Genomic DNA, 22,605 nt, shown 5'->3' with positions numbered 1-22,605 from the left:
CCCAGCGCAGGTGCGGCCCGCGGTCGCGATGCAACAATCGGGAATATCGACGGATCATCGCCATCGACATCCGCGCAAGGGGCCTGCCCCGCTCAAGGGGCCGGGTCCATCGGACATTCGGGACCGGTCACGCCGCATCATCATGTGGCCGAGCCGGCCATTTCAATACGCATATAGAACAGGATATTTTTCAACCGCATGAAAAGATACAAGGAGCCAGGCTTTCAGGAGCGCATCGGTGCCGCCGCGCGTGCCCGTACAGGGGCACTCGAACAGCTGCGGGCGAAGCCGCCCGTGGATGAGGCTGCCGCAGCCGCCCGCCTGGCCAGTCGACTCGCCAAGGAAGCTGCCAAGCGGGAGAAGCGCCAGCATGCCTTGCTCGCCGCCAAGGCGGTCAAGCATGCGAAGGCGCAGGACGCCGCCGCAGCAGCAGCACGGCAAAAGCCGGTGCTGACCGAAGCGGAGCGCAAAGCAGCGCGCGATGCGCGCTATCTCGCTCGGAAAAAGCGGACGTCATCGTGACGGCCCGTGGCGCATCCTGTGGGCCGCAGGCCCGGCAGCCGCGCCGGGGCGATCCCGCCCTTCATTTTCGAGCAGCCACCCCATTGTCGCGGCATGATGCCGCAAGGACCTATCCCATGAAAACCATATCCAAGGCCGGCAAAGGCGCGAGCCTGCTGCCATTGGGCAACCCGTCGCATCGACCGGTGTCCGCCACCCTGTCCAGCAGCGAACTGAAGCGGATCGTTGCCGCCGTGCTGGGCTGACCAGATTTTTCTACCGGCGGGGCGTTCGCGCCGCCGGCCTGCTGTCCCCCAACCAGGAGCGAATATGTCTCGTGAAAAAGTGCAACCCTTTCTGATCAACAAGGATGAGGACGGGAATTTCCGGCTCACGGTGCGGGAGACGCGCTATAATTCGCAAGGCTATCCGCTGGTAACATCCCAGTTGCAGACGGAGCTCTTCAAGACGGCGACGGCCGCCCGCAATTTCGCGCGCGATGTCTTCAATGCCGAATCCGGACAATATGCGACCAAATGATCGGTGAAGGCATGTGCCGGATATTCCCTGTCTGCGCCGGGCCGGCGGGGCAGGGTTTCGCGTGCGATGGCACGATTGGCTTTCCGGCTGGGCCGGCATTCATGAAGGACGCGCGCCATGCTGGCCACATCTGATGCCCATATGCGCGTGGAACTGGTCGACACGGCGGAGCTTCCCGATGGCGGGTTGTTGCGGCTGTGGCGGCGCGGCACGGATTATTCGATCCGTTTCGGCGAAGAGGAGCTGATGGGCAATCAGGTCCGTCATTCCGAGGAAGCGCTCGCGACCTTGGCATGCCGGCGACTGATCGACCCGGAAAGCCGGATTCTGATCGGCGGTCTTGGGATGGGGTTTACGCTTGGCGCGGCCCTGGCGGTGCTGCCGCCCACGGCCCGGGTCACGGTCGCGGAACTGGTGCCAAAGATCGTGACCTGGGCCAATGGCCCGCTGGCGCATCTGTTTCACGATTATCTCGCCGATCCCCGGCTGTCGCTTGAAATGGCGGATGTGCACGATGTGATAGAGCGCACGGAGGCCGGTTTCGACGCGATCCTGCTGGATGTCGACAATGGCCCCGATGGCCTGATCCACCTGCCCAACGAACGGCTCTACTGCGCCTGGGGGCTGCGCGCGGCCCATGCCGCGCTCAAGCCCGGCGGCACACTCGCCATCTGGTCGGCCTATGCCGACGATGCCTTCGTCGACCGGTTGGGCAGCGTCGGGTTCGCGGTCGAAGAGGTGAATATCCCGGCCTTTGCCGGCGGTGAGCATGTCACCCATAAAATCTGGTTGGCGGGCAAGCGGGCAGGCGACTGAAACGGCGCCGGTTCAGTTGGCGGCGGCGCGCGCGCGTTCGAGGAAATTGCGCGACAGGCCGTGATAAAGCCGTTCCTTGCACAGGAGCTGGGCCGCCGCATCGGCGACCAGCGCGGCGCCGAGCAGGGGCAGCATGAAGCCGCGACTGCCGGTGGTTTCCGATATGATGATGACGGCGGTCAGCGGCGCCCGCACGACGCCGGTGAAATAGGCGACCATGCCGAGCAGCACGACGGCGCTGGCCTGGTCTTCGGGGAAGACCCAGCGCAGCAGATTGCCAAAGCCCGCCCCGGTGGCGAGCGAAGGCGCGAAGATGCCGCCGGGAATGCCCGAGACGCTGGTGGCGAGCGTGCTCAGGAACTTGGCCGGCGCGAACCAGAGCGGCTGGTCGCCGCCGGTGATCAGGTCGCGCGCGGGCGCGTAGCTGGTCCCCCAGGTGATGCCCGAGGCGACGCCGATCAGCGCGACGAGCATGCCGCAGCCGGTGGCGAACCAGACCGGATGGGCGCGGGTCCAGTCGGTGACGCGATTGCGGGCGGTGGCGGCGCCAAGCGCCAGGCGCGCGAACAGGCCACCCGACAGGCCGCCCATCACCCCCGCCAGCAGCGCAATCGGAATGGCGGCGGGAAGCGACAGATGGGCCGCAACAGCACCGAAATAGACATAGTCGCCGGCCAGGCCGAGGCTGACCATGCCCGAAATGATGACGGCGGTGATGACCAGCAGCGTCATGCGCTGTTCATAGGCGGAGGCCAGTTCCTCGATCGCGAAGGCGATTCCGGCAAGCGGCGTGTTGAAGGCGGCGGCGACGCCGGCCGCGCCACCGGCGACCATCACCGATGCGCGCAGCGGCACGTTGAGCAGGGCATGGAAGCGCGCCAGGATGGCGGCGGAAATCTGGACCGTGGGGCCTTCGCGACCGACCGAGGCGCCGATCAGCAGGCCGCCGATGGTCAGGACGACCTTGAGCAGGGCCATGCGCAAATCGACCAGGCAGCGGCCGACCTTTTCCGGCAATTGGGTGGCGGCGATCACCTGCGGGATGCCCGATCCCCCAGCGAAGGGCGCGATGCTGCGCGTGATCCAGGCGAGGGCGGCGAAGCCGAGCGGGGTCAGGAGCAGCGGCAGATAGCGGTTGGCGGTGGCGAGGCGGTGGAATGCCTCGCTCGCTTCATCGGCCGCCCAGGCAAAGGCGAGGGCGGCAAGGCCGACCAGCACCGCGCCGCCCATCAACGCGAAGCGGCGGCGGAACAGGAGCGACGTGGGGCCGCTGTGCCGGACGAGCGCGCGCGTGCGGCGCACGGTCCAGCGGCGGCGCCCGCCGCTCATGTGGCGCTGGCCGGGGTGTCGCGGCGGCGATAGCGGAAATACCAGACCATAGGCACCAAACTCCTTTAAAATATTGATAAATTAAGACATTTTACTCAACTCTATGAAGGCCCGCGGGCAGAAGTAATCACCGGGTAATCACTGATTTTCTGACCAAATCGCGGAGTCGACGATGATACCGCACCCTTCATTGGCAGGCGCTCGATAAGGCCTGGCAACGCGCAGGCAGTTTCCCGCAGTCGCGCCGGAAGACTGTCAGGCGTCCTGGCACGATCAATCCACCGTCCGATGTCGCACGATAAATTCGGTGTTTGCAATCAGCGCTTGCCCCTTGTCCGTCATCTTACCGGGCCAAGCCCAAAGAATATCGAGATCAACGCGCCGGGCGTTGTCCTCTAAGATTTCAGCGGCAAGGCGAAGCGCGTCCTCGTGGGGCCGCTCCTTGATCCAATCTTTCAGCGCAGCAGCCACCGCCGGCCATGACAAGCCGGTCTCCAAGACGCGCTCGATGTCGAGCGAGACGAAACGCTTCTCTTCCGCCAACCGGTCAAACAGACCGGGGAGGCGCGCCTCGGTCCAGCATTCGGAAGAGTTGGGGATTTTCGGATCGAACAAACGTCGCCGCAGATCGAACCATCCAACCGCGTTGCAGCCCTCGGCCAGCCAGTCGAGGTCCTTTTCCTCTATCAGATCGAAATAGGGTGCCAGGCCGGCAATCTGTTCTGGCCGGGTGAGGCCAGGATGCCCTCGCTGTTTCACCCCGAAGTGCGATGTCAGGAATTTGAACAGTCCGGTGGGGTCGGGCGACGCGGCGATGGCGGTCGCTGCCAGTTCAAGCAAGGGTGGGGTCGCCAGATAGAGTGCGGCCTGAACAAGTTCTGGCGATGTCGAAACCGACTCCCAATACTCTTGCAACAATGCCTCGGCTGTTGCCGTCGGAAGTCGGATGAGCGCTTCAAACAGCGCGTGATCGATTTCGTAGCGGAGGTTTTCGGATTGCGCGACCTCGGCTGCGCGCTGCGCGAATGCATCCCGCAACGCGCCGGTGAGATCATCTGACCAGACCGTCCGGGTGAACTGCCACCAGTAGCGCGTCTGTTCCCCCTGCAACTTTGGCAGCAGAAGTGGGACGGCGTCGACATCACCGCGCTCAAGCCGTCGCCTCAGAATCCGATCGCTCAGCAGCGCATCGCTCTGATGGGTGCGCAAATGGCCGAGATCGTCATCACCCCAGCTAGAGACCCATAGATCGAAGGCGGCGATGCGCTCATGCGCATCGCGAGCGCCATCCTGCCAGAGTGCGCGGAGCCATGCGCGGTTATCAGCCGACATGTGGATGCCGTATTCATCAGCGTAGCGCTGCCAGTGATCCGCTCCGTTGCGGAAGTTGACATAGTACCATTGCTCTGACTTCGCCCGAGCCTGTGCCATCGCGCGGACCGCAAACCGGACGGCGGCCGGGTGATCGACACCATGCAGCAGATAGTAAATCTGCCAGGCAAGATCGTCCTGTTCGCCGCGTTGGACTAGATAATCAATGGCCGGGCCAGGGGGACGACGCTCGAACGACCAGCGGATGCCGCTGTCGGCCAGATCGTCGCGCGGCGAAGGCATTCCTCCGTTTCGTTCCTGTGGCAATCCTCCCCAGGCTGCACAAATTGGACTGAGCACCTGCTCGGCGTTGTCCGCTGTGCAGCAATAGGCGAAGGCCCAAAGATAGTCGTCAAGCCGGTCGACACGGCCTTCATCAGTGTCCCAGCTCGCGCCAATCGCCGGCAAGAGGCTCGGATCGGCTATGCTCCCTGCGAGATTGAGGAGCGCTGCGCGAACATCGCCATCTATCGTGGGCTGTCGCAACCTTGCGGAAAGCGCGTCAGACAGAGTGGCGGCATGGGTGAGCCTGGCGTGTTCGATCTGTCTCTCACGCCATTGCGCACGATTGTAAAACTGGCGTTCGAGGCAATCCTCGATACCCGCCTCGATCTCGCCATTTCGTAGGCGCGCCATCCGGCTATGTGGGGTGCTCTCCGGGAACGATCTGGCGAGCGGGATGATATCTGGTCCCTCCGCGTCCATCAGGACCACTGCCATTTCGGCCCGCAACGCGCTTTTGTACTTGCTGCGGTTCTCCGCTGCCGCCAGCCACTTTGCGGCGATTTCCATCAGCACTGACCTGGGTTCGGTCCCATGATGCGTACGCTTCAGTGCGTGGAAAATCGCCAATGGGTTGCCTGCGCAAACACGATCGACAAGCGGGCGATCGTCGAGGCGATCGAGCAGCAGCGACCCAAAGACTGCTGCCAGATAAGGATCGGTTACGACATCTTCATCAAGCGCCGCGACATCATGAAGCGCTGCCGCCGCCACGACCAGCAGATGATCGCGCACACGATCGTGGCGAAAACCGACCTTTTGCCTGGCTGCGCTGCCCTCCAGGCGAATGACCTCGCCATGCGCAAAAAGCTGCCGCAGAGCATCGACCTGGGCATGGAGGGAGGGCCAACCCGAAACGTCGCTCCAGGTCGGGGCAAGCTGGCGCCGTTGCAGCATCTGTTTTGCCATTTCCACCAAGGCGATACGCAGTTCGCTGGCGGGTGTCCCGGTACGGTTCTCACAACGATGGAGCGAGCGCTCCACGAAATCAGCGATCACGGTATCGGCCGTCGATGTCGCACCAAGTTCGTGCAGGCCTATGAGAAGTGGATCGTTGCCCAGCGCTGTTGAGAGCGCGTAGGCGGCCATTTTGCTGATCGGATATCCGATCGTCTGTGCCTTGGCCTCCAGCGCTGCGATGCCATCATGCTCGGTAAAGGGCTTGGCTTGCACAAGTAGCGGTTCGGCCAAGCGACGGCCTTGTTCGGAAAGACCATTCAAAACGCGCGGCCAGACCGGACACAATATCCGCCACGCCGGTGCGCCACGTTGCTCGTCCGCCACCGGCTCGCCGGCCCATCGCGCCACCTTCTCGATTGCCCGACCGGGATTGGCGGAATGGTTGATATCCTCGATCACCAGCAGGAGGGGTTGGGTTGTAGAGGCTAGCGACAGGGCGCCAGGCGTGTCGGCCAACGCGGGATGGAGACGCCGCAATCCGGTCAGAACGGCACCGCTGAGCGAAGTAGCTGCGTCAATAATATCTTCCGGAAGAATGAGCGCGAACCCGCCCCCGGCGATCCAGTGCGTCATTGCCCGGAGACATGCGACCGTCTTTCCCGAGCCGGACTCGCCGATCACAAAGCTCACCGGCCGGCGGGACTGGAGAAATTGCCGATCAACGTCGCGCGCGATCCAACTGCTCGATAGCCCCGACGGTGCCAGCACGCCGAGGCTCAATCTGGACAGGTCGGCGAACAGATCGGGCGACAACAGTTCCTGCTCGATCCCGAGAAAGGTGCGGCGGATCGACTGGCCGATCGGATCAAGATCGAGAACCCGCGCCAACCGGACCCGCGACCAGATATCGATGGTAATCCCGAACTTGGCGCCCAACGCGACAGCATCGCGCACAAGCGTTTCGTCCGGTTCGCGATTTGTCGTCAGGAACAGGGTGGCGATGAGATCAGGCGTTCGCTCCCGCTCCTCCGCGACGATCTTGGCCGTCTTCGCGATATCGCCGATCCTGGCACTCCCGGCATCTGACGGCTCGGTCATCCACTTTGTACGGAGGTCTCTCTCGACGGCAGTGGTGTGGTGAGACGCGATCAGATGTGGCCGCGTCGCTCCCCGCACGAACCCAATATTGTCGACCGGCGATGCGCGGGTTTTACCGCTCGCGTTGACGCCTTGCTGCAGCAGGCCTGCGCAGATCGGCTCCGCATGATGGAGGATGGCCAGCGCCATTTGCTCGAAGCGGCCTTCGTCGGTCATCTCGGCCAGCGCCTTAATGGTGCGCGGGTCCATGCTCAGGGCCTCGGCTCAACGTGAGGCCCGAGAGCAAGCCAAAGCGGCTCGGCCGCGGTGGGCCAGGCATGACCGCTTTCGATGTCGGGATGATATGGTTCGCTGATGGGTTTGCCATATTCATCGCGCAGATGGTCGATCGCCTGCAGGCAGGATCGCAGCGCCGTATGCTTTGGGTTCGTGAGCAGTTGGCGGAAGGCCAATTGCCGCAACCGCGGCAAAGGCGCGCCCTCCAGTTCGAATGCATTGGACATGCCTTCGATCGGGAGGCGCGATACTGCTGCGTGCTCAAGCCTATCGACCAGCACCCGCGCGATCACGGCGTCGCCGGTCTCGGCGACATAGGTCAGAAGCTCCATGGCATCCTGCTCGTCCATCGTCTGCGCCAGCGCGTCGGCTAGAGCCGCCCTTTTGGCTGGATGGCGGGTCTCTCGAAGCATCGTCATCGCTCGGGTCCGCACCTCTCCCGGTCGCGCCGCGACCGTGGCGAGCGCTTGTCGGAGCGCATGGGTGTCGCGCCATTCCTTGGTGTCGCCGGATACTGTCCCTAAGGCATCAAGAAGGGCGTGGCCGGCGTCCGGGCTGCCGATTCTGGCAATAGCCTCTGGCCAACCCTCGGCGAACAGGTCGGGTGACCGTCGCAGCAGCTCCACGAGCGCCGCGACCGCTTTCGGCGATATCGAGTAGCCCATTTTGTAAACCAGATCGCGCAGCCGATATTGGCGCACCAGCTCGACCGGCAGCTCATCGAACGGGGGCAGCGCTGCTTCGGCATCATCGGCATAGGCGATAAGGCGCAACCAGTCTTCGACGCGCCAATAATCGTTGTCATGAACCCAACTCATCGCCGCCAGGGCGGCGACGCCGAGCCTGATACCATGGCGAACGATATGGGCCGGAAGAAACTCTCCCCGGTCTGTAAATGCCTTGCAGAAATCCCGCAGCAGTCCGTTATCCTTGCCCACCTCGATCAGGTTCAACAGGCTTGGGCGGCGGTTGCCGTAATTCATAAGCGTGACCGGACCGGCGAGCTGAAACGCACGTGCGATCGAATCCACGTCGCCCAGAGCAACAAGCGCATCGATCCTGTCGATCAGTCGTGCGGCGACAGGGTGCGGTGAGCTGGCGCTGCGTTCGAGCAGCCGCGCATGACGTGTGGCCAGATCGTCCATTTTCGGCCCCATCGGACCGCGCTCGACCGGATCGACCTCCAGCAACTGCCCGAGCACGATTGCAGAATCAGGTTCCCAAACAGGATCATCAAGTCGCTCAATCATGGTACTGATCGCGGCGTCGCCACTGATCGCCAGCACCGCAGCGCGATACTGGTTGTCATAGCCCATAAAGGCCTCGCTTGCGCGCGGCCCATGCGGGTTGACCGCGCGCGTAGCGCGTTCTTCCGCCTGTTGGGTGCGATCCCGGTCCCAGATTTTCATCAAGGTGGGCAGCAGCGATACATCGGCAAGCCGGCCGATCAGGCGACCCAGCTCGGCCAGATCGTAGCGCCGCAGATCAGGATGCGCGAGGAGCAATGCCGCCCAGTTCTGGGCGCGCTCAATCAACGATGCACTCTCCTCAGGCGAGACAGTGAAACGGCGCTCTTCATCTGCGCCACGCCAGTCCGCCAGGAGCGAGATGAGGACCGCCGCCTGGTCAGCATCGGCGACGGCCCGCCCAAGGACATCCGGCACCAACAGATTGAGGCGGACGCTGCGCAATGCGTCGCGTACCTCCTGCGTCTCGGGTGCGCGCAGCGCGTCGCGGTTTCCTGCGCAGGCGATCATATGATCGGTCAGCCCGGTGACAGCGTCCGGTCCAAGCAGCTGCGCCGCAAGCTGCCGGCGGTGGAAATGCGTGTCCTTCGACTGAGCAATAGCGAGCAGCGTCGCCTGTTCGGCCGGTTCAACATCGATGAGATATTGCGATGCTCGGTACGGTAGGTGGCCGTCACTCAGTAGCCGTGACACCAGCGCTGCCTGGAAAAAGGTTGGAAAGCGCTCGAATAGACGCTGTTCCAGTTCGTAGCTGGACCAATGGTTGTCCGACTTCAGATCTAATGCCGCATCAATGATCGCCGCCGGTTTTGCGCAGTCGAATTCCAGCGCCAGGTTAACCCATTCAAAGCCCTCGGCTCGCTTGAATCGCTTGCGACGTTGGCGCAGCCAGCGTGTGCGATGCCGATCGGCGAGATTGTCCGGCAAGCGGCTACGGGCGAGTTCGGCCCAAATCGCTTTTGGCAGACTGTCGAGCAGATGGTCCAGCGATGCGCGTTCGTCCCGAAAATCGAGATAGTCGATCACGCCCGACACCACGTCGGCACTCTGGTCCTTTGCTGCAGCTTCTACGCTGAGCGCTAGGCTGGGAGCGTCGCCTTGCTCAACAAGGTCGATCAGCAGAAGGCGGCGTGTCTCGCTATCAAGTCTGGGGAACTCCCGGTCCCAGTTTTGTGCCAGTGCGCCGATCGGGAAACTGCGGCCGGATCGACGCAGATCGAAGGCGAGCGCTCTGCTCGCTTTCAGGGTCTCCCAAAGGTGATCGGCGAACTGCGTCATTCCGGTCGCGAGCATGAATTTTGTCGCCCGCGTTGAATCGAGTTCAAGCCACCGATTGGCAAAGCCGATGATCTTGTCATCCAGCGTCGCGCCAATGCGGTTGCGCGCCAAAACGAAAAAATCGGCGGCCAGGAATGGTTCGATCCCGAGCGTCGTGAGGATCAGGGTTCGCAATGGCGCTTCCGCTGCCGCCAAGCGGCTCAAACGATCAACGGCGAAGAGGATTGTTACGGACCAGAATGGTGCATCGATCAGGCTGTGGAGAGCCGCATCGACCACGCCGTTCGTTTGACCAACGATGGCAGCTTCAACGCTGAGAGAGGCGAACCATTCCTGGATGAGCTGATGTTGGAAGCTGATCGTTCGCTCACCGGGAGCGCCGGTGCCGACCAGTAAATGATGGCTGACAAGGAGATCGAGCACGCCCTGTGCGGAGATCGGCTGCGCAAGAAGCTGGCGCGCCTTTAAGTCGCCCGCGACCACACCGATAATCGGCAGAAGCCCGGCTTCCGGGGAAAAAGTGGTCCCCGCCATCATCAGATGATCAGCGATCGCCTGCAGGAATATATTTTGCTGACCATCGAGCGCGAGGCGCAATTGTTCGCGTCTAGCGGGCGTTCCGCCTGCACCAGCGACGAGACCGGCGATGGCGGTTTCACGATCAGTGGGCAACTGCCCGGCAGCGCCCTGTTGGAGAATCGCCGAGAGGAAGATTGGGGTGCGTAGCAGCGGACGAAGAGCGGGAACAGCGCGCGCGCGAATGACGAGATCGTGGCCCGCAGCGCCGATCAGGCGCGCAGCTGTTTCAAGTTGCCGATCGCGGCCGAACGGCTGAATTTCGAGGGAGGTTGCCTGCGAGAACGGACTTGCCGTCCCTGCGCGCGTGGCGATGACCAGCAACAAGGCTGGATAGTCGCGCCGAAGTGCTTCAAGTTCGGACCACGCCCACATGCGCTGTTCGGGGTTAAGCTCATTCCACCCATCAAATAGCAGGACGGTCTGAGCGCTTCGTGCCAGGGCCGCGAAGCTGGCTTCGGAAAGGTCGGCGAAGCTGCCTTTGCCGCACAGCTGCGAAATGATCGACGTCTTACTCAGGGCGAGGGCCGGCAGGCTTCGAACGATCGGGACAATCCCCGGCTGGCCCAGGAGCGTCACGGCAATTTGAGCGAGTGCGCTCGACTTTCCGGCGCCGGGCTCTCCCACTATGACCAGCGACCGCGATGCACGCAGATCGGCTTCTACCGCGTCGAGCCGAACGGTTCGCTCGGTCATCTGTCGCCCTTCGCCCTCGCGTGTTGTGAAGAGCGGATCGATCAACTGGGCCAAGGACTGGTCGCGAAACCCATCAAGTTCCAGCATCGCACCACGGCGACCAATTTCCAACGCATCGGGAACGTCGCCAGGCAGTGAGGAAAGCCGCGTCCCGAAGCGTTCCTCCAAAAGGCTGATGAGCCTTCCGCGATCGACTTGAGCCGCATGAACGTTCAGCTGTCGTGCCAGAGCTTCAAGCACTGCGAATAATTGGGTCGGATTAGCGCCATCAGGCGGTGAAACCTTAACGAGCATATCGATAGCGCGAAGGCGGTCGATTCCGAGGTGGGCGGTCGTTTCCATTCGCCCGATGACGAAGTTGCGCCAGAAGAAGTGCGAGTCCTCGCGGTCTGGCGCGGCGCCGAGCGTTCGCGTCAGGATTTCCTGTACCGTGGCGCTCGCTTTTCGAGCCGCGCTGTCCACCTGTGTTGCTACCGCCGAAGCAAATCCGGGCGGGTCAGTTTCTGCCGCCAACTCTCTCAGCTTTTGGCACGCATAATGGTTGGCCGACGATACCAACTCGCTCAGCCCACCCGCGAGATCACGACGATCGACGAAGTCGGTCCGCTTCATCGTCGCCCAGGCGTCGGTAACGATCCTGGAGAAATCGGACGTTTCCCCAGCCGACACCGGAAGACGGCGCTTCAGTTGCAGGTCGACCGTTCCCTCGCGACCTGTCTCGTCCTTCCAGCCAATTACGATGTCGTCCAGCGGACGGCCGTTTGCTTTTTGCTGGAGGGCAATGCCGGTCACAATGCCCGGACATGCAGGGGCATGCGATTGGGTTAGGAGGGCGGCGAGATAGGCCGCGATGCAAACATGCTCATAGCTCGTGCCGATCCCGCCGGTCGCCTCGGGCGAGGCATCCCGGCCGGATGGATCGTTATCCACCGTGTCATCGCTTGGCGACGTCACGCTGCGCCTGCGCGAAGCTGATTGACCAGCGCCATAGCTTCGTCGCGCAACTGGCCTCGCGTATCGGCAGCAAGGGCGCGCTCAGCTTCGGTCAGTTGGTCCAGAAACTGAAATCCCTCGATGACACGGCCGGCAAGGGCTTTCAGGTCTGGATTTTCGTCGCGCCGCAGAAGCATGCGCAGGTCGTCGACGTCGTAATCTGCGGTTGCGATCCGCTCGCGGAAACGGCCGAAGGACAATGCATCATCCACCCCCCACAGCTTCAACACCGCCAGCGACCGGATGAGGTCCCGATTGATCGCGCGCTTGGCTATCTCGGACAGATCATGGAGATCGCGCACCTTCGATCGTTGGCTGGCGGCGCGGATCTTTTCGCCGACGATCTCTTCAAAGGCGAGGCAGGGAATCGCAGCGGGCTCGAAGGGCAGCAGCTTGAAATAGTCCTGTTCGAGCTGCGCGATCGGCACCACCGGCAAGATCGGCATCTCGCGTGTGCTGACTTGGATTTTAATGCGCACGCCGGTTTTGTTGGCTTCGTGGGAGCAGAGGGGATTGGCCGACAGGCCGTCGGCGATGCGATACCAATCCTTGTCGCGCTCCAACAGGAACGTGATGTCGTGATAGGGCGCATCGTGGAGGATCGCGGCGATTTCGAGAAGGAGATCGTCCCCGTCGATATCGCTGGATTTGGTGAAGTCGAGGTCCGTAGAGAGCCGGCCGCGCGGGCCAAACACCATCTTGCGCAGCATCGTCCCGCCCTTGAACGCAAGGTGGTCGAGCACGCCGCGCTCGTGGAACAGCTGAAGAATATGGGTCAGCAGGACGTCGATCTCGACATTACCAATGTCCCGCGCGCCCGAGCGCCTGGCGACATTGCGAAGTTCGGTGGTGGTCAGCATTCAACGCGCGCCCGGCGACATTCTGGGAACGTCGGCGAGGAGGTCGCTTTTGGCAGCATGGACGAACAGGCCCCAATCGCTGACATAGCCGATATCGTCCGGTCGGCGTTCCTTGCGGCCGAACGTCGATCGCGCCGAGGGCGCAATCGCTGCGCGGAGCTGCGCTCGATCAACTTCCGGTATGGCCCAGCCCACAAGATCGGCGAGGAAACCGAGGCGCTGTAGCAGTGACTGCGACTGCATCCGCAAAGCGTCCGCCAGGAGGTCCGCGATCGCGACGCTGCGCGATGCGCCGAATACGATTCGGGTGACTTCGGACGGGCCGCCAGCGAGCGCGGGCCGGTCGATGCAATCGACGACGGTCTTGGCCGGCGTCGAGAGGCGGGCGGTGCGGCCATAAATCTCAAGTTCGGCGAAACCGAAGAATTTCCGGACGGCGACTTGGACGAACCGAATAGCGTGACCTTCGATCGTCACGTCATCGCGCTGCTTGAGTACGGCTACCGTCGTGATGCGCGGGCGCTGGGTTGTCAGCCCGTGAAAGGATGCCGCCGACCACCACCCCACATAGGATTGCTCGACCGCCGCAGAGGCTAGCGCGAGGACATTATTCTCACCCATGTTTTCCGGCCCGTGCGAGGGCGGAAGCACCATATAGCGACCGCCGATGAGGCGCGTGAGCCAGCCCTTACGCAGCAAGCTGCGAATGACCGAACGCGCTGTGGCTTCGGAGCCGAGCAGCTCGATCACTTCAGTTGCCGAGACGATATCGCGGTCATCCTCTGCGAGCGACAGCATGAGGCGAGTCTCGTTAGGACCAAGAGTACGGAGATTAGATTCCATACCGCTTTGTAGCTCTCACGCGCAAACTGGCATAGAGATTAATCCCGCTGAGATTAGAAAATATACAAAATCTGTCGTGATACGACTAAAATGCCTTGAGAATTAATCATCTCGCTTGGCTGTCGATTTGCGGCTCTTGCCCCTGCCGGATGAGCGCGATGCGCAGATCGATGACTGACTTGCGCGCGGTCAGCACGGCCTCATCACCCGGCAGGTCGACGATCTCAAGCCAATGGCTGTGGCTTTCGACCTGAGAGGCGTGAAACAGCAGATAATTGACATGCCGCGACAGCAGCATGCGGAGATACTGGGCCATCACGCGCAGGTCGTCGTCATTGTCACCGGCGTGAACATATTCGTTGCGGATGCGCGAGATGTGCCCCAGCTTCCAACGCGCAATCTGCTTGTCATGCTCGGCGAAGGACGCGCGCTGGATGATGCGCGAATAGTTTTTCTCCCGTCCATGCGGATCACCATAAAGCTGCTCCAGCGCTGACCAGTATCGCAGCAGGCTGTAGCTCTGATCGCGCGAACTCATCGCATTCTGCATCAAGCGGAGAACCTTGATCAGCAGATCACACAGCGGGTGCTTGTCCAAGGCAGACAGCGCCCGCCGGACACGCGGGATAAGACGTAGAACGGCGGGCATATCCATGGGGTGAATGCCCCAGGCCTCTTCGTCGAAGTTGGGGCTATACCAGATGTGCTCTTCACCGAGAAAACGCTGACCCTCGAACACGAAATGATAAGGGCCGTGCCAAAGTTTGCCCTCGGCCCATCGCTCGCCGCCCTTCGACCAACGTCCCCACATCTCGTACATGTTGAACAGCGCCATGAAGAGGTCGGTCGTATCCAGCATCTGATCGACCGCATTCTCCTCGTGCCGGGCCTCGCATCGTGCGATCAAATGGCCGAAGAAAACGGGGCGACTCGGATCGATACGACCATGGCCGTTCAAGAAATACTCGCCCATTGCCATGTAGCCCGGCAGGTGGTTGGAGCTCTCCAGCGAGACACCATTCCAGCTTAGTCGAAAGCCGGGTGAGAACGGCATCTGTCGCGCGCGAAACTTGGTCCACATTGCATAGCGTTTCTGTGGCTGCGCCAACTGCTTCTTGGCAATGCGGTGCGCTTCGGCCACCAGCGCCTCGATGGTGAGCGGCCCCTTCTTTCGGCTGCTCCACAGGGCTTCGCGCAATACATAGCGGACCTGGCGGCCCGTGAAGCCCGGGTCCGCCTCGAAGGCATCGGGTAAGATCCGCTCCAGTTCGTCCGAGTCCAAATGGTGAAAGTGGATCGTCTTGTTGGCATCGACAGTGGTGCCGGCCTCGAAGCGCCGAAGCAGTTCGGTCAACTCCACATCTGAAACAATTTTCGAAAAACGGCGAATCGGCATTGCGGGCCCTGAGCAAAGATAGATGGTCTTTATCGCACGGCAGGGATCGTCTGCGCACATCACTACAATCAGCTTCAGCATCGGAACACGAAGCAAAAAACCTCATGACCCACACGGAGAAAAGTAATCACCGGGTAATCATGATTTAGGATTCCAATATACTGAAAAAATGAGATAATTATGTCAAATGTGCGGAAGCAGGCCCTATCTCCGGCGAAATTTCATATACCCGACCATAGGGCCTTCTTCATCATAAGTAAGCACCAGGTAATCACCGTTTCCGTTACGTGTGCATACCGTAGCAAGCATCGCGTGATACCGCATGTGTCATCTTCGACGCGCCAGATCCCAATCATCCAACCGTTCGAATGCCCGATCCGCGCGCGCGACACGCTCTGCATCCCGGAACGGCGGTATCTCCCACGGATCGAGGGGCGCCGGTGCGGGCAATAGGCAGGTGATGAACGACAGATCGAGCGATACCGCCGAGGGAGCCTCGCCCGATCCATGCCGGGTCCGCATTTCGGTGTCCGACTGACTGACGATTTCTTCGCGGTACACCGTGCGCTCTGTACGCCGAAGTGCTTCCCAATTAGCCGCTGATGAGCACAATTCCGCCTCGGGCATATCAGGGGGCACCAACAGCACCGCGTGAGCAGCCTCCCACTGAAGATCGTTCATCAAACGGATCTGCGCGACATCATCGATCGTAACGATGTCGTCTGAATCTGCATGCACGGCGTAGGCAGCGCTGTCGAAGCCGAAGAGAGCGAGCCGCGGCCCGAGCGGGAGAAACAATTGCAATCCCACATTGGCGTAGCCGGCGACGCTGACGCGCTGACCTTCGTAGAGTCTGTTGTGGAGGACGACAGGCGTGTCGGAAGCGATGAAAGGCGTAGCGCTGTCGTTTCGGATGAGCGCCAAAGTGAGATCAGCGAGAAGGCTCGCCCCGATCGTTGCGTAGCCCACGACCTCGGAAACCGCATTCGTGCGCCTGATCCGAACCCTGTCGAGCGCGGCGATGATTTCGCTATTGCCCTCCAGTTCGGCCTTGCGTCGAAGGATTGCCTTGGCGAGCTTTTCTGAGCCCTCATTGTGCTGCTCGGCTGCCCCGACCGTCCGAGCGTGCTGCATACCCAGATATAAGATCAGCCATTCATGATCCTGGCTGCCCGGCTTCGGGAGACGGTTGTGCTTGACCGCGTCGGTGAAGATTCTCGCAGCATGGCCTTCGATGTGGCCAAAGGTTCGCTCTGCGCGCGCATCCTTGCCATAAAAATAGTCGCGGCAAGACTGTCCTCGGATTGGCGCATTGGGAATGAACTTGGCGCGATCGATAACATAGACGCCGATCCGGTTGTCACCGGCCGGCGCAAACAGGCGCATGTACATCTGCGGCACATAATGATGGCTCTTGTTTTCAGGCATCTGGGGACCTTCTCACCTGCACCGTCAGAATGGAATGACGCCAGCCCGATAGAGTGCGATCACTTCATCGCGGTCCACGAAATCCCGATTGGTCTCGAACGACCAATCGGGATATTCATCGAGCAGGAATTTGTCGGCCAGCGCGCCGATGACAGGCTCGCGGCTTGGAAATTGATGGGCGGTCAGATCATAAATCAGATCGTCAGCCATGACCCACAGATGATGTTCATGCCGGCGATTGGTGCCCTTGATGATCCTGACGTTTCCAAGCCGATATTTCTCTTCCAACAGGTAGGTGTGGATGAGCGATACGCTCTCACAGCTATTCTTCGGGTACGAGCTGCCAAACGGGTAGTCGAACAGCCGCTCGTGCAGATTCCGTTCCAAAAAGGCCAGCAAGGCCCTTGCGGAGCGATCAAGATCCGCCTTCGTTGGCTGTTCACTCTCGGTCATCGAGCCCGCCACTGACGCTCAGGAGAGAGTGATCTTCGGCGTTTTGCCCGAAGAAATCGAAAAACGGCGCACCCCGATGGACAGAGACGCCAAGGAATTTTCGAGATCCGGCGGCATCGGCCCTTCCGGCAGAACCAGTGTTCGCTTGACCTGCGATGGCGCATCGGCGGAATGGCTGATGAGCTGGCCGATAGCGGTATAGATCGACTGCCGATCGACGCTTGTCTTGATTTCATAGATTTCCGTCATGGACTGCCCCTTGCGGACATAGAGGTCGATCAGCTTGCTGTTCAGGACGCGCTCGTCATTGACACACTGAGCCCGTCGCTCCTCAAACAGCCGTTGGACGACGTCGCCATGATAGGAGATATAATCGATCTCGGAGCGCCGTTGTCCCCGTCGGCGGCCAGAACCCTCGCTATTGAACTTCTCCCATTCCGCGATCGCCCGCCGCACGTCTGGGTCATCCAGTTCCCCCCTGGCGACGGCGTCCTTGAAGCCTTTGACGAGCTGGACAAAACGCCAGAGGCGGCCGGCAATGTCGTCGGAGTCGACCCGGCCGATGATGATTCCCGCCCTGTCGTCACCGCCGTCCCGGCTGACATCCTCAAGCGTCGCCTTCGACCATGAAAGAAAGGCACTCCGCCCGACCCCGGCTTTGCCGCCGCCGATGCTGCCGTCGTGCATGAGATAGACGTCGCCAGTTGCCGGTTCCCGAGCGAAGAAACCGGCCACCCGCGCGGAATTGGAGGTCATCGGAATATTGACCTCAACGGTGATGATTTGCGCGTGCCGCTTGGGGTCGAAAACACCAAAGGCATTCCAGCGCCGGGGAATGGCGGCATCCTCCACCTTACCGAAGGCAGCCCATAGCTCACCAAAGCCGTTCGCGTAGAGGCGTTCATCGACATTCCCGCTCGGGAAGCCGATATTCCGCACGCCTTGATCCGTCAGATGCTGGCAAACAGATGCCTCCAGCGCCTTTTGCGCGGCCCGCTTCTCGCTCACATCTTCCACCGTCAACAGCATTGCATGCCCCTTCCTCCTGGCTCGGCGCTTCGGCCTGATTATTGCTTCGCAATTCGACAAACGTTGCGCAATATCTGAGTCGATATGAGCAATATGACTGTAATCATCCGAACCGCGCCATCGACCTGCGGGTCATGCGGCGCCGAAACAACGATTGTCTCGTCCCTCCTTCTGGCAGGCGCGAAGAATGACGCCGAGTGCGCGGTCGCGGACTTCTCAGAATATCCGGCGTTGATCGGTGACGTGAACCGCGCCGTCTCCGATATGAAAGATGTTGGCGAGATCAAACCCCGGTTCAGCAAAACGCTCGCGCAAGTTTATATGAGCAACGGCTGCTTCCATTGCGACGCGCTGTTCGGCCAGCATTTCGAAATTCATGCACGCTATGACGAGCGAGAAGCGGCTCGCCTGGATGTGCTGATATCAGGCGAATGGGCGGAGATTTTCCAAAGGCTCCTGGCTGCAGAAGACGGACATCTTTTTCATTTTTAATGCCTGGGCTTCGATAGCGGCTCGGCCTGTCACGAATCTTCTAATCCCGTTCTCCTTTCCCGTTTGCATCACGGCAGTCTGGACTTACGGCTCACTCCGATCTTCCAACATAGGTGCTCGGGATGGCTCAGACCCCAATTGAACGAAAATTCGCCAAGGCATGCCGCTCGGCCGGGCTGGAGATCGAAGCCGAGCAACAGGTAGGGCGCTACCGGCCGGACTTCATCGTCCGCGCGCACAAACTCGCCATTGAATTGGACGGGCACGATACCCATTCATCGGTCGAAGACCGTATCCGCGACGGTCGGCGTCAGCGCTATCTGCAAAGGCTAGGCTGGACGGTGCTGCGCTTCACCGGCCGGGAGATCCACCTGGATGTCGACGCCTGTGTCGCTGAGGTGATGGACTTCGTTCAGGCTCTCGGAGTGCCCGCGCCAGTCTATGCGATCTACATAGACTGGCTGTTCTTTCAGCGCGCGATCGTCGATTTCGAGCGGCGCAACGCCGCTCACCTGGCGCAGCGTGGCGCGATCAGCCGCGACACCTTCCTGCAGGTGTTGCCGCTGGTCATCGATATGCCCGAAACCGTCGCCGTCCATCTGTTCGGCACCGCGAGCACCTTTTCCGACAGTGCCCGCAAGCTCGAGGCGAGCCGTGTCATGACCCATGAAGGCCGCAGCTTCGTCATCGAGGAGCATCAGGCGGAATTCATGGCGATCGAGCTTCTCGATCACCTGAAGGCGCATCGCCCAACCTATCAGAACCGCGTCGTGCTGGTGGCCGACGACGGCGCCTATCCCCCGGAATTCATGGATGCCGATCCGCATCTCGCCGCACTGATCCGCAAGGATGCGGACCGATCGCGAATGATGACGATCCGCGCGGCGAAGTGGCAGGACATCGACTATCTCTTCGCGCAGATTGCGGGCGTCCCCCTTCACGAAATGGTCTGAGCGCGCCAGCGCTCCCTCCAAAGGCGTTTGGCTTGACGACCGGTTGATCTAGGAAGGGCCATAAATCGAAACCGGGGGTGGAATGCACATGCAGAAGTCGGTGAAACTCGCGATCAATGCATTCCCGCAAGTCCCGACTGCGATCCAGCATCCAAGCGACCCGAAAAAAGCCGTCGACCACCTTAGGGTCGATCTCGCCGATCTCTACCACCACTATTACCTGAATAGCTGGGACTGCGCGCCACCCGACCCCGATCCCGCCCATTTCGAGCAGGTTCGTTATTTGCTGCCCTGTGCCGATTTCCGCTTCCAGCGCGGCGGCATGGGCGCCAACAAGACCTTCAAGGGCAACAAGTCGAATGAACTCGGCGAGGCCTTCTGCCGCTGGTTTCTCGATAAAGCTCTCGGCATTGCGCATGTCGCGCCGATCGACGCCGTGCGTGACCATGGTGCGCTCGCCGATCACGGCGGCGTTTCGGTCGGATCTGATACCGACGTCACCGGCGATGCACCCGATTTCTTTTGCGCGGAGGCAGACGGCAGCATCTCTCTGGCCGAAGCGAAGGGCACGCGTCATGCGGTCGGCTTCACCGCCAAGGAGTTTCAGCGCTGGCGGAACCAGTTCAAGCGTGTCCGCGTCCTCGACGCACACAGCCAGCCGATGAGCGTCAAGGGCTATATCGTAGCGATGCGCTGGGCGACCGAGAAGGATAGTGCCCGCACTTTCACCAAGCTCTCGGCAGAAGACCCTCGGACTCCGGGCGAACGTCCGTTCTTTGACGAGGGCGGTAGCTTCGCCGCGGCAATCAGATCATTGCACTATGCCCCGACGCTCCGCAGGCTGCGCCAACCGATCCTCTCGGCGGCGCTGGCCCATGGCTCGGTCATTACCGACGAGCTGCAGTTCCAAGTTGTCGTCTGGGAGTCCTTTCTTCCCCAGCTGAAAGGCCTTCGCTTCGTCGGCGGCTATTTTCCGTCCAACCCTGAAGGCGGCCTTCCCTATTATCTGAAGGACGGGACGGTCGTGATGACACCTCGCGATCCGTTTCGCCTCGATATTGGATCGGGAACCTTCGTCGGCGTGGAGCAGACCATCTTCAAAACACTCGTCTCAGCCGCAAGAACCGGTCCGACCGCCATCAACGATCTGCGCCTGCTGGATCCTCCGGACACAGGCTATAGCGGCGCCAGTCTCTTGCGCGATGGCCACATCCTGGGACCGATAGAACTGTTCCGCCCTGTCGACGTGGCGACGTTCTGATCGTCGCTTTGATCCCATTGGGCGCCGTCGGCCGATCCCCTCATTTGGTCGGCGGTGACGAAGACACCGGGCGGACCGCTCCATCATCACCGCCAGGGGCGTCGAGGTCCTCGAACTCGCTGAACATCTCATAGATGCCGCGATGCCGTCGCGGCAGCGTCGCCAGGAGCTCGCCCGTGTCCGCGACGCGCTTGTCGAGGAGGAACCGCCCGTGCTGTCCACGAATCTCGTAGAACCGCACTGGACGATCACGGCCCTCCAATGCCCGGATGACAGCAAATATGACCGCCGAAGAGCAACGCATGCCGAAGATGACCTCTTCCAGTTCGAGCGGCGAATGCTGCTCGCCACGCGGACCCAGCAGGCGCCATTCGCGCTCATAGGCCCAGGGCCTCGCTTTCTTGAGGAGGACGGCTTCATCGACTCCGCGCCGCGCCGCACTGTCGCCGGCGAGCATGGCCGAGACTGCGCTTGCCTGGACGAGACGCGATCCGCCGTATTTCATCTTGTGCACGTCACCGGCGACGTCGACCGGCACCGAATAGCCGAGACAAATTCCGCGATGTTGATCGCCATAGTGGCTCCACATCAACGGACAATTGACCCGTTCCGCGAGCGAGAAGACACCGCGATCGTATCGCCGCAGTAGTTCTTCCTGCACATATTGCCCGAGCAGGAATTGCTCTGGATCGTCGACCTCATAGTCGGGGTTGGTGGCGTTGTAACGAATATCAGCGAGCAGACGCTCAGCGGCCTTGCGGCTCTGCCGTGCGATATGATCGAGCGTCTTTGGGCCGTTGTACCGGATCGTCTTTGCCGCCGCCGCCATCTCGGCCGTCGTCCGTTGCTCAATCAGCTGCGCCAGAACCGGTTCGAGCGCCACACTGGGCAGATCGGTGTCGAGGGTGGGCTTGGTGTCGAGCGGATCGTTGAACGTCGTAGGATCGGCGAAATAGACTGTGTCCTCGACGAGCATGGCGAGCGTCAGATTGCTGAAGCTGCGATATTTGTAGAGCCGCTTCGGTGGAACTTGCTCACTCATGACATCCCCTCGCTTAGGCCCGGCCGTCAGATCGCAAAACCTCCACTCACCCGATCAGCCGTCGTTATCGGATAGAAGCGTGTTGCGATCGCCCCCGCGTCCGTCTCGACCATGACGTCGTGCACGAACTTCCGCTTCGACACATAGCGAATACAGGGAAGATTGGACTCGTCATAAATCTCGAGCCTCACCAGATGCTCGTCCCCAAAGTCGATGTAGACCGGGCAAGTCGCATCGAGCCAGGTCCGCCGCGGTCGCACCCAGTCATATTGATGGTGGCCGCGATAGGCCTGTTCGATCTCGGTCTGCAGCTCTCGAAGGCTATGGATCTCACCGAAAGATAGCGTCGCCTTGCTGATATACTCACCGGGATAGTCTTTGCGCCCTTCCGAGACGCGAAAGAATAAGCCCCGCGCGGCGCCCTGCATCGAGCGGGTCGCCTTCGACCACACCAGGTCTTGGGCCAGCTCGGAGCCGGGGTCGGGCAGGATATGGTAGATATCGAAATTGTCCCGAAAGGCTCGCCCGTCGATCACCCAAACGAGGTTCTTGTAGAATGCCTCCCGCGAAATCCGTTCGGCGTCGGTCATCGCCGAATGTTGCACCTCGATATAAATGCCGGTCGGAGTGCGGATGTCAGCGCGGTGGATCTCGCCGTCCGGCGCGGTGTGCGAAATCTCCCGGCAAGCCTCGGGAAAGAGGTTCTTCCAGTCCCGGTGCCATTCGGTTTCATTCTCCCACCACGGGTCGCAATTCCGACGGCCCGCGTGTGCCCAATGATGGAGAATGCGCGGCCCGCACTTGGCAACCATCGCCGCACCGCAGGTTGGGCATTGCCCACGCCCGCCGGGGAAGGCCTCGAGTCGCTCAGAATCGACCAGCGCGAGTTGCATTATCCGACTTACTCCACCCGCAGCGAGCTTTCCGGTAACGGCCGGATCAGCG

Annotated in this window: 18 protein-coding genes; 7 read left to right on the top strand and 11 right to left on the bottom strand. The window is 61.3% G+C overall.

What is annotated here, in order from left to right:
- Positions 1-198 precede the first annotated feature (198 nt).
- The 4 genes from PMI04_RS14770 to PMI04_RS14755 all read left to right on the top strand — a co-directional run bounded on the left by PMI04_RS14770 (position 199) and on the right by PMI04_RS14755 (position 1,857).
- Entirely contained in the window at positions 199-522 is a 324-nt protein-coding gene (locus tag PMI04_RS14770) for a DUF6481 family protein (RefSeq protein WP_007706532.1), read from the top strand.
- Between the two features lie 116 nt (positions 523-638).
- Positions 639-767 carry a hypothetical protein gene (locus PMI04_RS14765; protein ID WP_007706537.1) on the top strand — a complete coding sequence of 43 codons (129 nt, stop codon included), beginning with the start codon at positions 639-641 and terminating at the stop codon, positions 765-767.
- 64 nt (positions 768-831) lie between these two features.
- On the top strand, positions 832-1,041 hold the full coding sequence (locus PMI04_RS14760) for a hypothetical protein (protein ID WP_007706538.1): 210 nt from the start codon (positions 832-834) through the stop codon (positions 1,039-1,041).
- 117 nt (positions 1,042-1,158) lie between these two features.
- The gene (locus tag PMI04_RS14755; protein WP_007706540.1) at positions 1,159-1,857 is read left to right on the top strand and encodes a hypothetical protein; all 699 of its coding nucleotides are present in this window, start codon (positions 1,159-1,161) and stop codon (positions 1,855-1,857) included.
- Between the two features lie 12 nt (positions 1,858-1,869).
- Here PMI04_RS14755 and PMI04_RS14750 read toward each other — a convergent pair whose 3' ends face one another.
- The 9 genes from PMI04_RS14750 to PMI04_RS14710 all read right to left on the bottom strand — a co-directional run bounded on the left by PMI04_RS14750 (position 1,870) and on the right by PMI04_RS14710 (position 17,912).
- Entirely contained in the window at positions 1,870-3,186 is a 1,317-nt protein-coding gene (locus PMI04_RS14750; protein ID WP_007706542.1) for a chloride channel protein, read from the bottom strand.
- Positions 3,187-3,459: 273 nt separating this feature from the next.
- Positions 3,460-7,086 carry a hypothetical protein gene (locus PMI04_RS14745; RefSeq protein ID WP_007706544.1) on the bottom strand — a complete coding sequence of 1,209 codons (3,627 nt, stop codon included), beginning with the start codon at positions 7,084-7,086 and terminating at the stop codon, positions 3,460-3,462.
- Positions 7,087-7,088: 2 nt separating this feature from the next.
- Positions 7,089-11,864 carry a hypothetical protein gene (locus PMI04_RS14740; protein ID WP_007706546.1) on the bottom strand — a complete coding sequence of 1,592 codons (4,776 nt, stop codon included), beginning with the start codon at positions 11,862-11,864 and terminating at the stop codon, positions 7,089-7,091.
- Positions 11,861-12,763 (bottom strand): nucleotidyl transferase AbiEii/AbiGii toxin family protein, encoded by a 903-nt coding sequence (locus PMI04_RS14735; protein ID WP_007706553.1) that lies wholly within the window; start codon positions 12,761-12,763, stop codon positions 11,861-11,863. The genes PMI04_RS14740 and PMI04_RS14735 overlap by 4 nt, the downstream gene beginning before the upstream one ends.
- Positions 12,764-13,561 carry a type IV toxin-antitoxin system AbiEi family antitoxin gene (locus tag PMI04_RS14730; RefSeq protein ID WP_007706556.1) on the bottom strand — a complete coding sequence of 266 codons (798 nt, stop codon included), beginning with the start codon at positions 13,559-13,561 and terminating at the stop codon, positions 12,764-12,766. It abuts the gene before it with no gap.
- A 151-nt stretch (positions 13,562-13,712) separates the two neighbouring features.
- Positions 13,713-15,002: a hypothetical protein gene (locus PMI04_RS14725; RefSeq protein WP_007706558.1), complete on the bottom strand. Its 1,290-nt coding sequence runs from the start codon at positions 15,000-15,002 to the stop codon at positions 13,713-13,715.
- 327 nt (positions 15,003-15,329) lie between these two features.
- On the bottom strand, positions 15,330-16,430 hold the full coding sequence (locus PMI04_RS14720; protein WP_007706561.1) for a DUF4238 domain-containing protein: 1,101 nt from the start codon (positions 16,428-16,430) through the stop codon (positions 15,330-15,332).
- A 24-nt stretch (positions 16,431-16,454) separates the two neighbouring features.
- Entirely contained in the window at positions 16,455-16,883 is a 429-nt protein-coding gene (locus PMI04_RS14715; RefSeq protein WP_007706563.1) for a hypothetical protein, read from the bottom strand.
- Between the two features lie 18 nt (positions 16,884-16,901).
- Positions 16,902-17,912, bottom strand: a complete 1,011-nt coding sequence (locus PMI04_RS14710; protein ID WP_007706573.1) for a hypothetical protein — start codon at positions 17,910-17,912, stop codon at positions 16,902-16,904.
- Positions 17,913-17,996: 84 nt separating this feature from the next.
- Here PMI04_RS14710 and PMI04_RS14705 point away from each other — a divergent pair, with 84 nt between their 5' ends.
- The 3 genes from PMI04_RS14705 (at position 17,997) to PMI04_RS14695 (ending at position 20,618) form a co-directional block, all read left to right on the top strand.
- Positions 17,997-18,404, top strand: coding sequence for a hypothetical protein (locus tag PMI04_RS14705; RefSeq protein ID WP_007706575.1), 408 nt, complete (start codon positions 17,997-17,999; stop codon positions 18,402-18,404).
- 122 nt (positions 18,405-18,526) lie between these two features.
- A complete protein-coding gene (locus PMI04_RS14700) occupies positions 18,527-19,357 on the top strand; it encodes a DUF559 domain-containing protein (RefSeq protein ID WP_007706580.1) in 831 nt (276 codons plus the stop codon).
- A gap of 88 nt (positions 19,358-19,445) precedes the next feature.
- The gene (locus PMI04_RS14695) at positions 19,446-20,618 is read left to right on the top strand and encodes a hypothetical protein (RefSeq protein WP_007706583.1); all 1,173 of its coding nucleotides are present in this window, start codon (positions 19,446-19,448) and stop codon (positions 20,616-20,618) included.
- A gap of 40 nt (positions 20,619-20,658) precedes the next feature.
- Here the strand turns inward: PMI04_RS14695 and PMI04_RS14690 are convergent, their stop codons facing one another.
- Both PMI04_RS14690 and PMI04_RS14685 read right to left on the bottom strand, forming a co-directional pair.
- Positions 20,659-21,660: a DUF2971 domain-containing protein gene (locus PMI04_RS14690; protein WP_007706586.1), complete on the bottom strand. Its 1,002-nt coding sequence runs from the start codon at positions 21,658-21,660 to the stop codon at positions 20,659-20,661.
- 26 nt (positions 21,661-21,686) lie between these two features.
- Positions 21,687-22,553 (bottom strand): hypothetical protein, encoded by an 867-nt coding sequence (locus PMI04_RS14685; protein WP_007706589.1) that lies wholly within the window; start codon positions 22,551-22,553, stop codon positions 21,687-21,689.
- Positions 22,554-22,605: the final 52 nt, after the last annotated feature.

Source organism: Sphingobium sp. AP49 (assembly GCF_000281715.2).
Taxonomy (GTDB): domain Bacteria; phylum Pseudomonadota; class Alphaproteobacteria; order Sphingomonadales; family Sphingomonadaceae; genus Sphingobium.
Note: the sequence above shows the minus strand (reverse complement) of the source record. Positions and strands in the feature narration are given on the sequence as shown.

Coding starts and splice junctions, on each gene's coding strand:
- PMI04_RS14770 (WP_007706532.1), top strand. CDS start 199: ATGAAAAGATACAAGGAGCCAGGCTTTCAGGAGCGCATCGGTGCCGCC.
- PMI04_RS14765 (WP_007706537.1), top strand. CDS start 639: ATGAAAACCATATCCAAGGCCGGCAAAGGCGCGAGCCTGCTGCCATTG.
- PMI04_RS14760 (WP_007706538.1), top strand. CDS start 832: ATGTCTCGTGAAAAAGTGCAACCCTTTCTGATCAACAAGGATGAGGAC.
- PMI04_RS14755 (WP_007706540.1), top strand. CDS start 1,159: ATGCTGGCCACATCTGATGCCCATATGCGCGTGGAACTGGTCGACACG.
- PMI04_RS14750 (WP_007706542.1), bottom strand. CDS start 3,186: ATGAGCGGCGGGCGCCGCCGCTGGACCGTGCGCCGCACGCGCGCGCTC.
- PMI04_RS14745 (WP_007706544.1), bottom strand. CDS start 7,086: ATGGACCCGCGCACCATTAAGGCGCTGGCCGAGATGACCGACGAAGGC.
- PMI04_RS14735 (WP_007706553.1), bottom strand. CDS start 12,763: ATGCTGACCACCACCGAACTTCGCAATGTCGCCAGGCGCTCGGGCGCG.
- PMI04_RS14730 (WP_007706556.1), bottom strand. CDS start 13,561: ATGCTGTCGCTCGCAGAGGATGACCGCGATATCGTCTCGGCAACTGAA.
- PMI04_RS14725 (WP_007706558.1), bottom strand. CDS start 15,002: ATGCCGATTCGCCGTTTTTCGAAAATTGTTTCAGATGTGGAGTTGACC.
- PMI04_RS14720 (WP_007706561.1), bottom strand. CDS start 16,430: ATGCCTGAAAACAAGAGCCATCATTATGTGCCGCAGATGTACATGCGC.
- PMI04_RS14715 (WP_007706563.1), bottom strand. CDS start 16,883: ATGACCGAGAGTGAACAGCCAACGAAGGCGGATCTTGATCGCTCCGCA.
- PMI04_RS14710 (WP_007706573.1), bottom strand. CDS start 17,912: ATGCTGTTGACGGTGGAAGATGTGAGCGAGAAGCGGGCCGCGCAAAAG.
- PMI04_RS14705 (WP_007706575.1), top strand. CDS start 17,997: ATGAGCAATATGACTGTAATCATCCGAACCGCGCCATCGACCTGCGGG.
- PMI04_RS14700 (WP_007706580.1), top strand. CDS start 18,527: ATGGCTCAGACCCCAATTGAACGAAAATTCGCCAAGGCATGCCGCTCG.
- PMI04_RS14695 (WP_007706583.1), top strand. CDS start 19,446: ATGCAGAAGTCGGTGAAACTCGCGATCAATGCATTCCCGCAAGTCCCG.
- PMI04_RS14690 (WP_007706586.1), bottom strand. CDS start 21,660: ATGAGTGAGCAAGTTCCACCGAAGCGGCTCTACAAATATCGCAGCTTC.
- PMI04_RS14685 (WP_007706589.1), bottom strand. CDS start 22,553: ATGCAACTCGCGCTGGTCGATTCTGAGCGACTCGAGGCCTTCCCCGGC.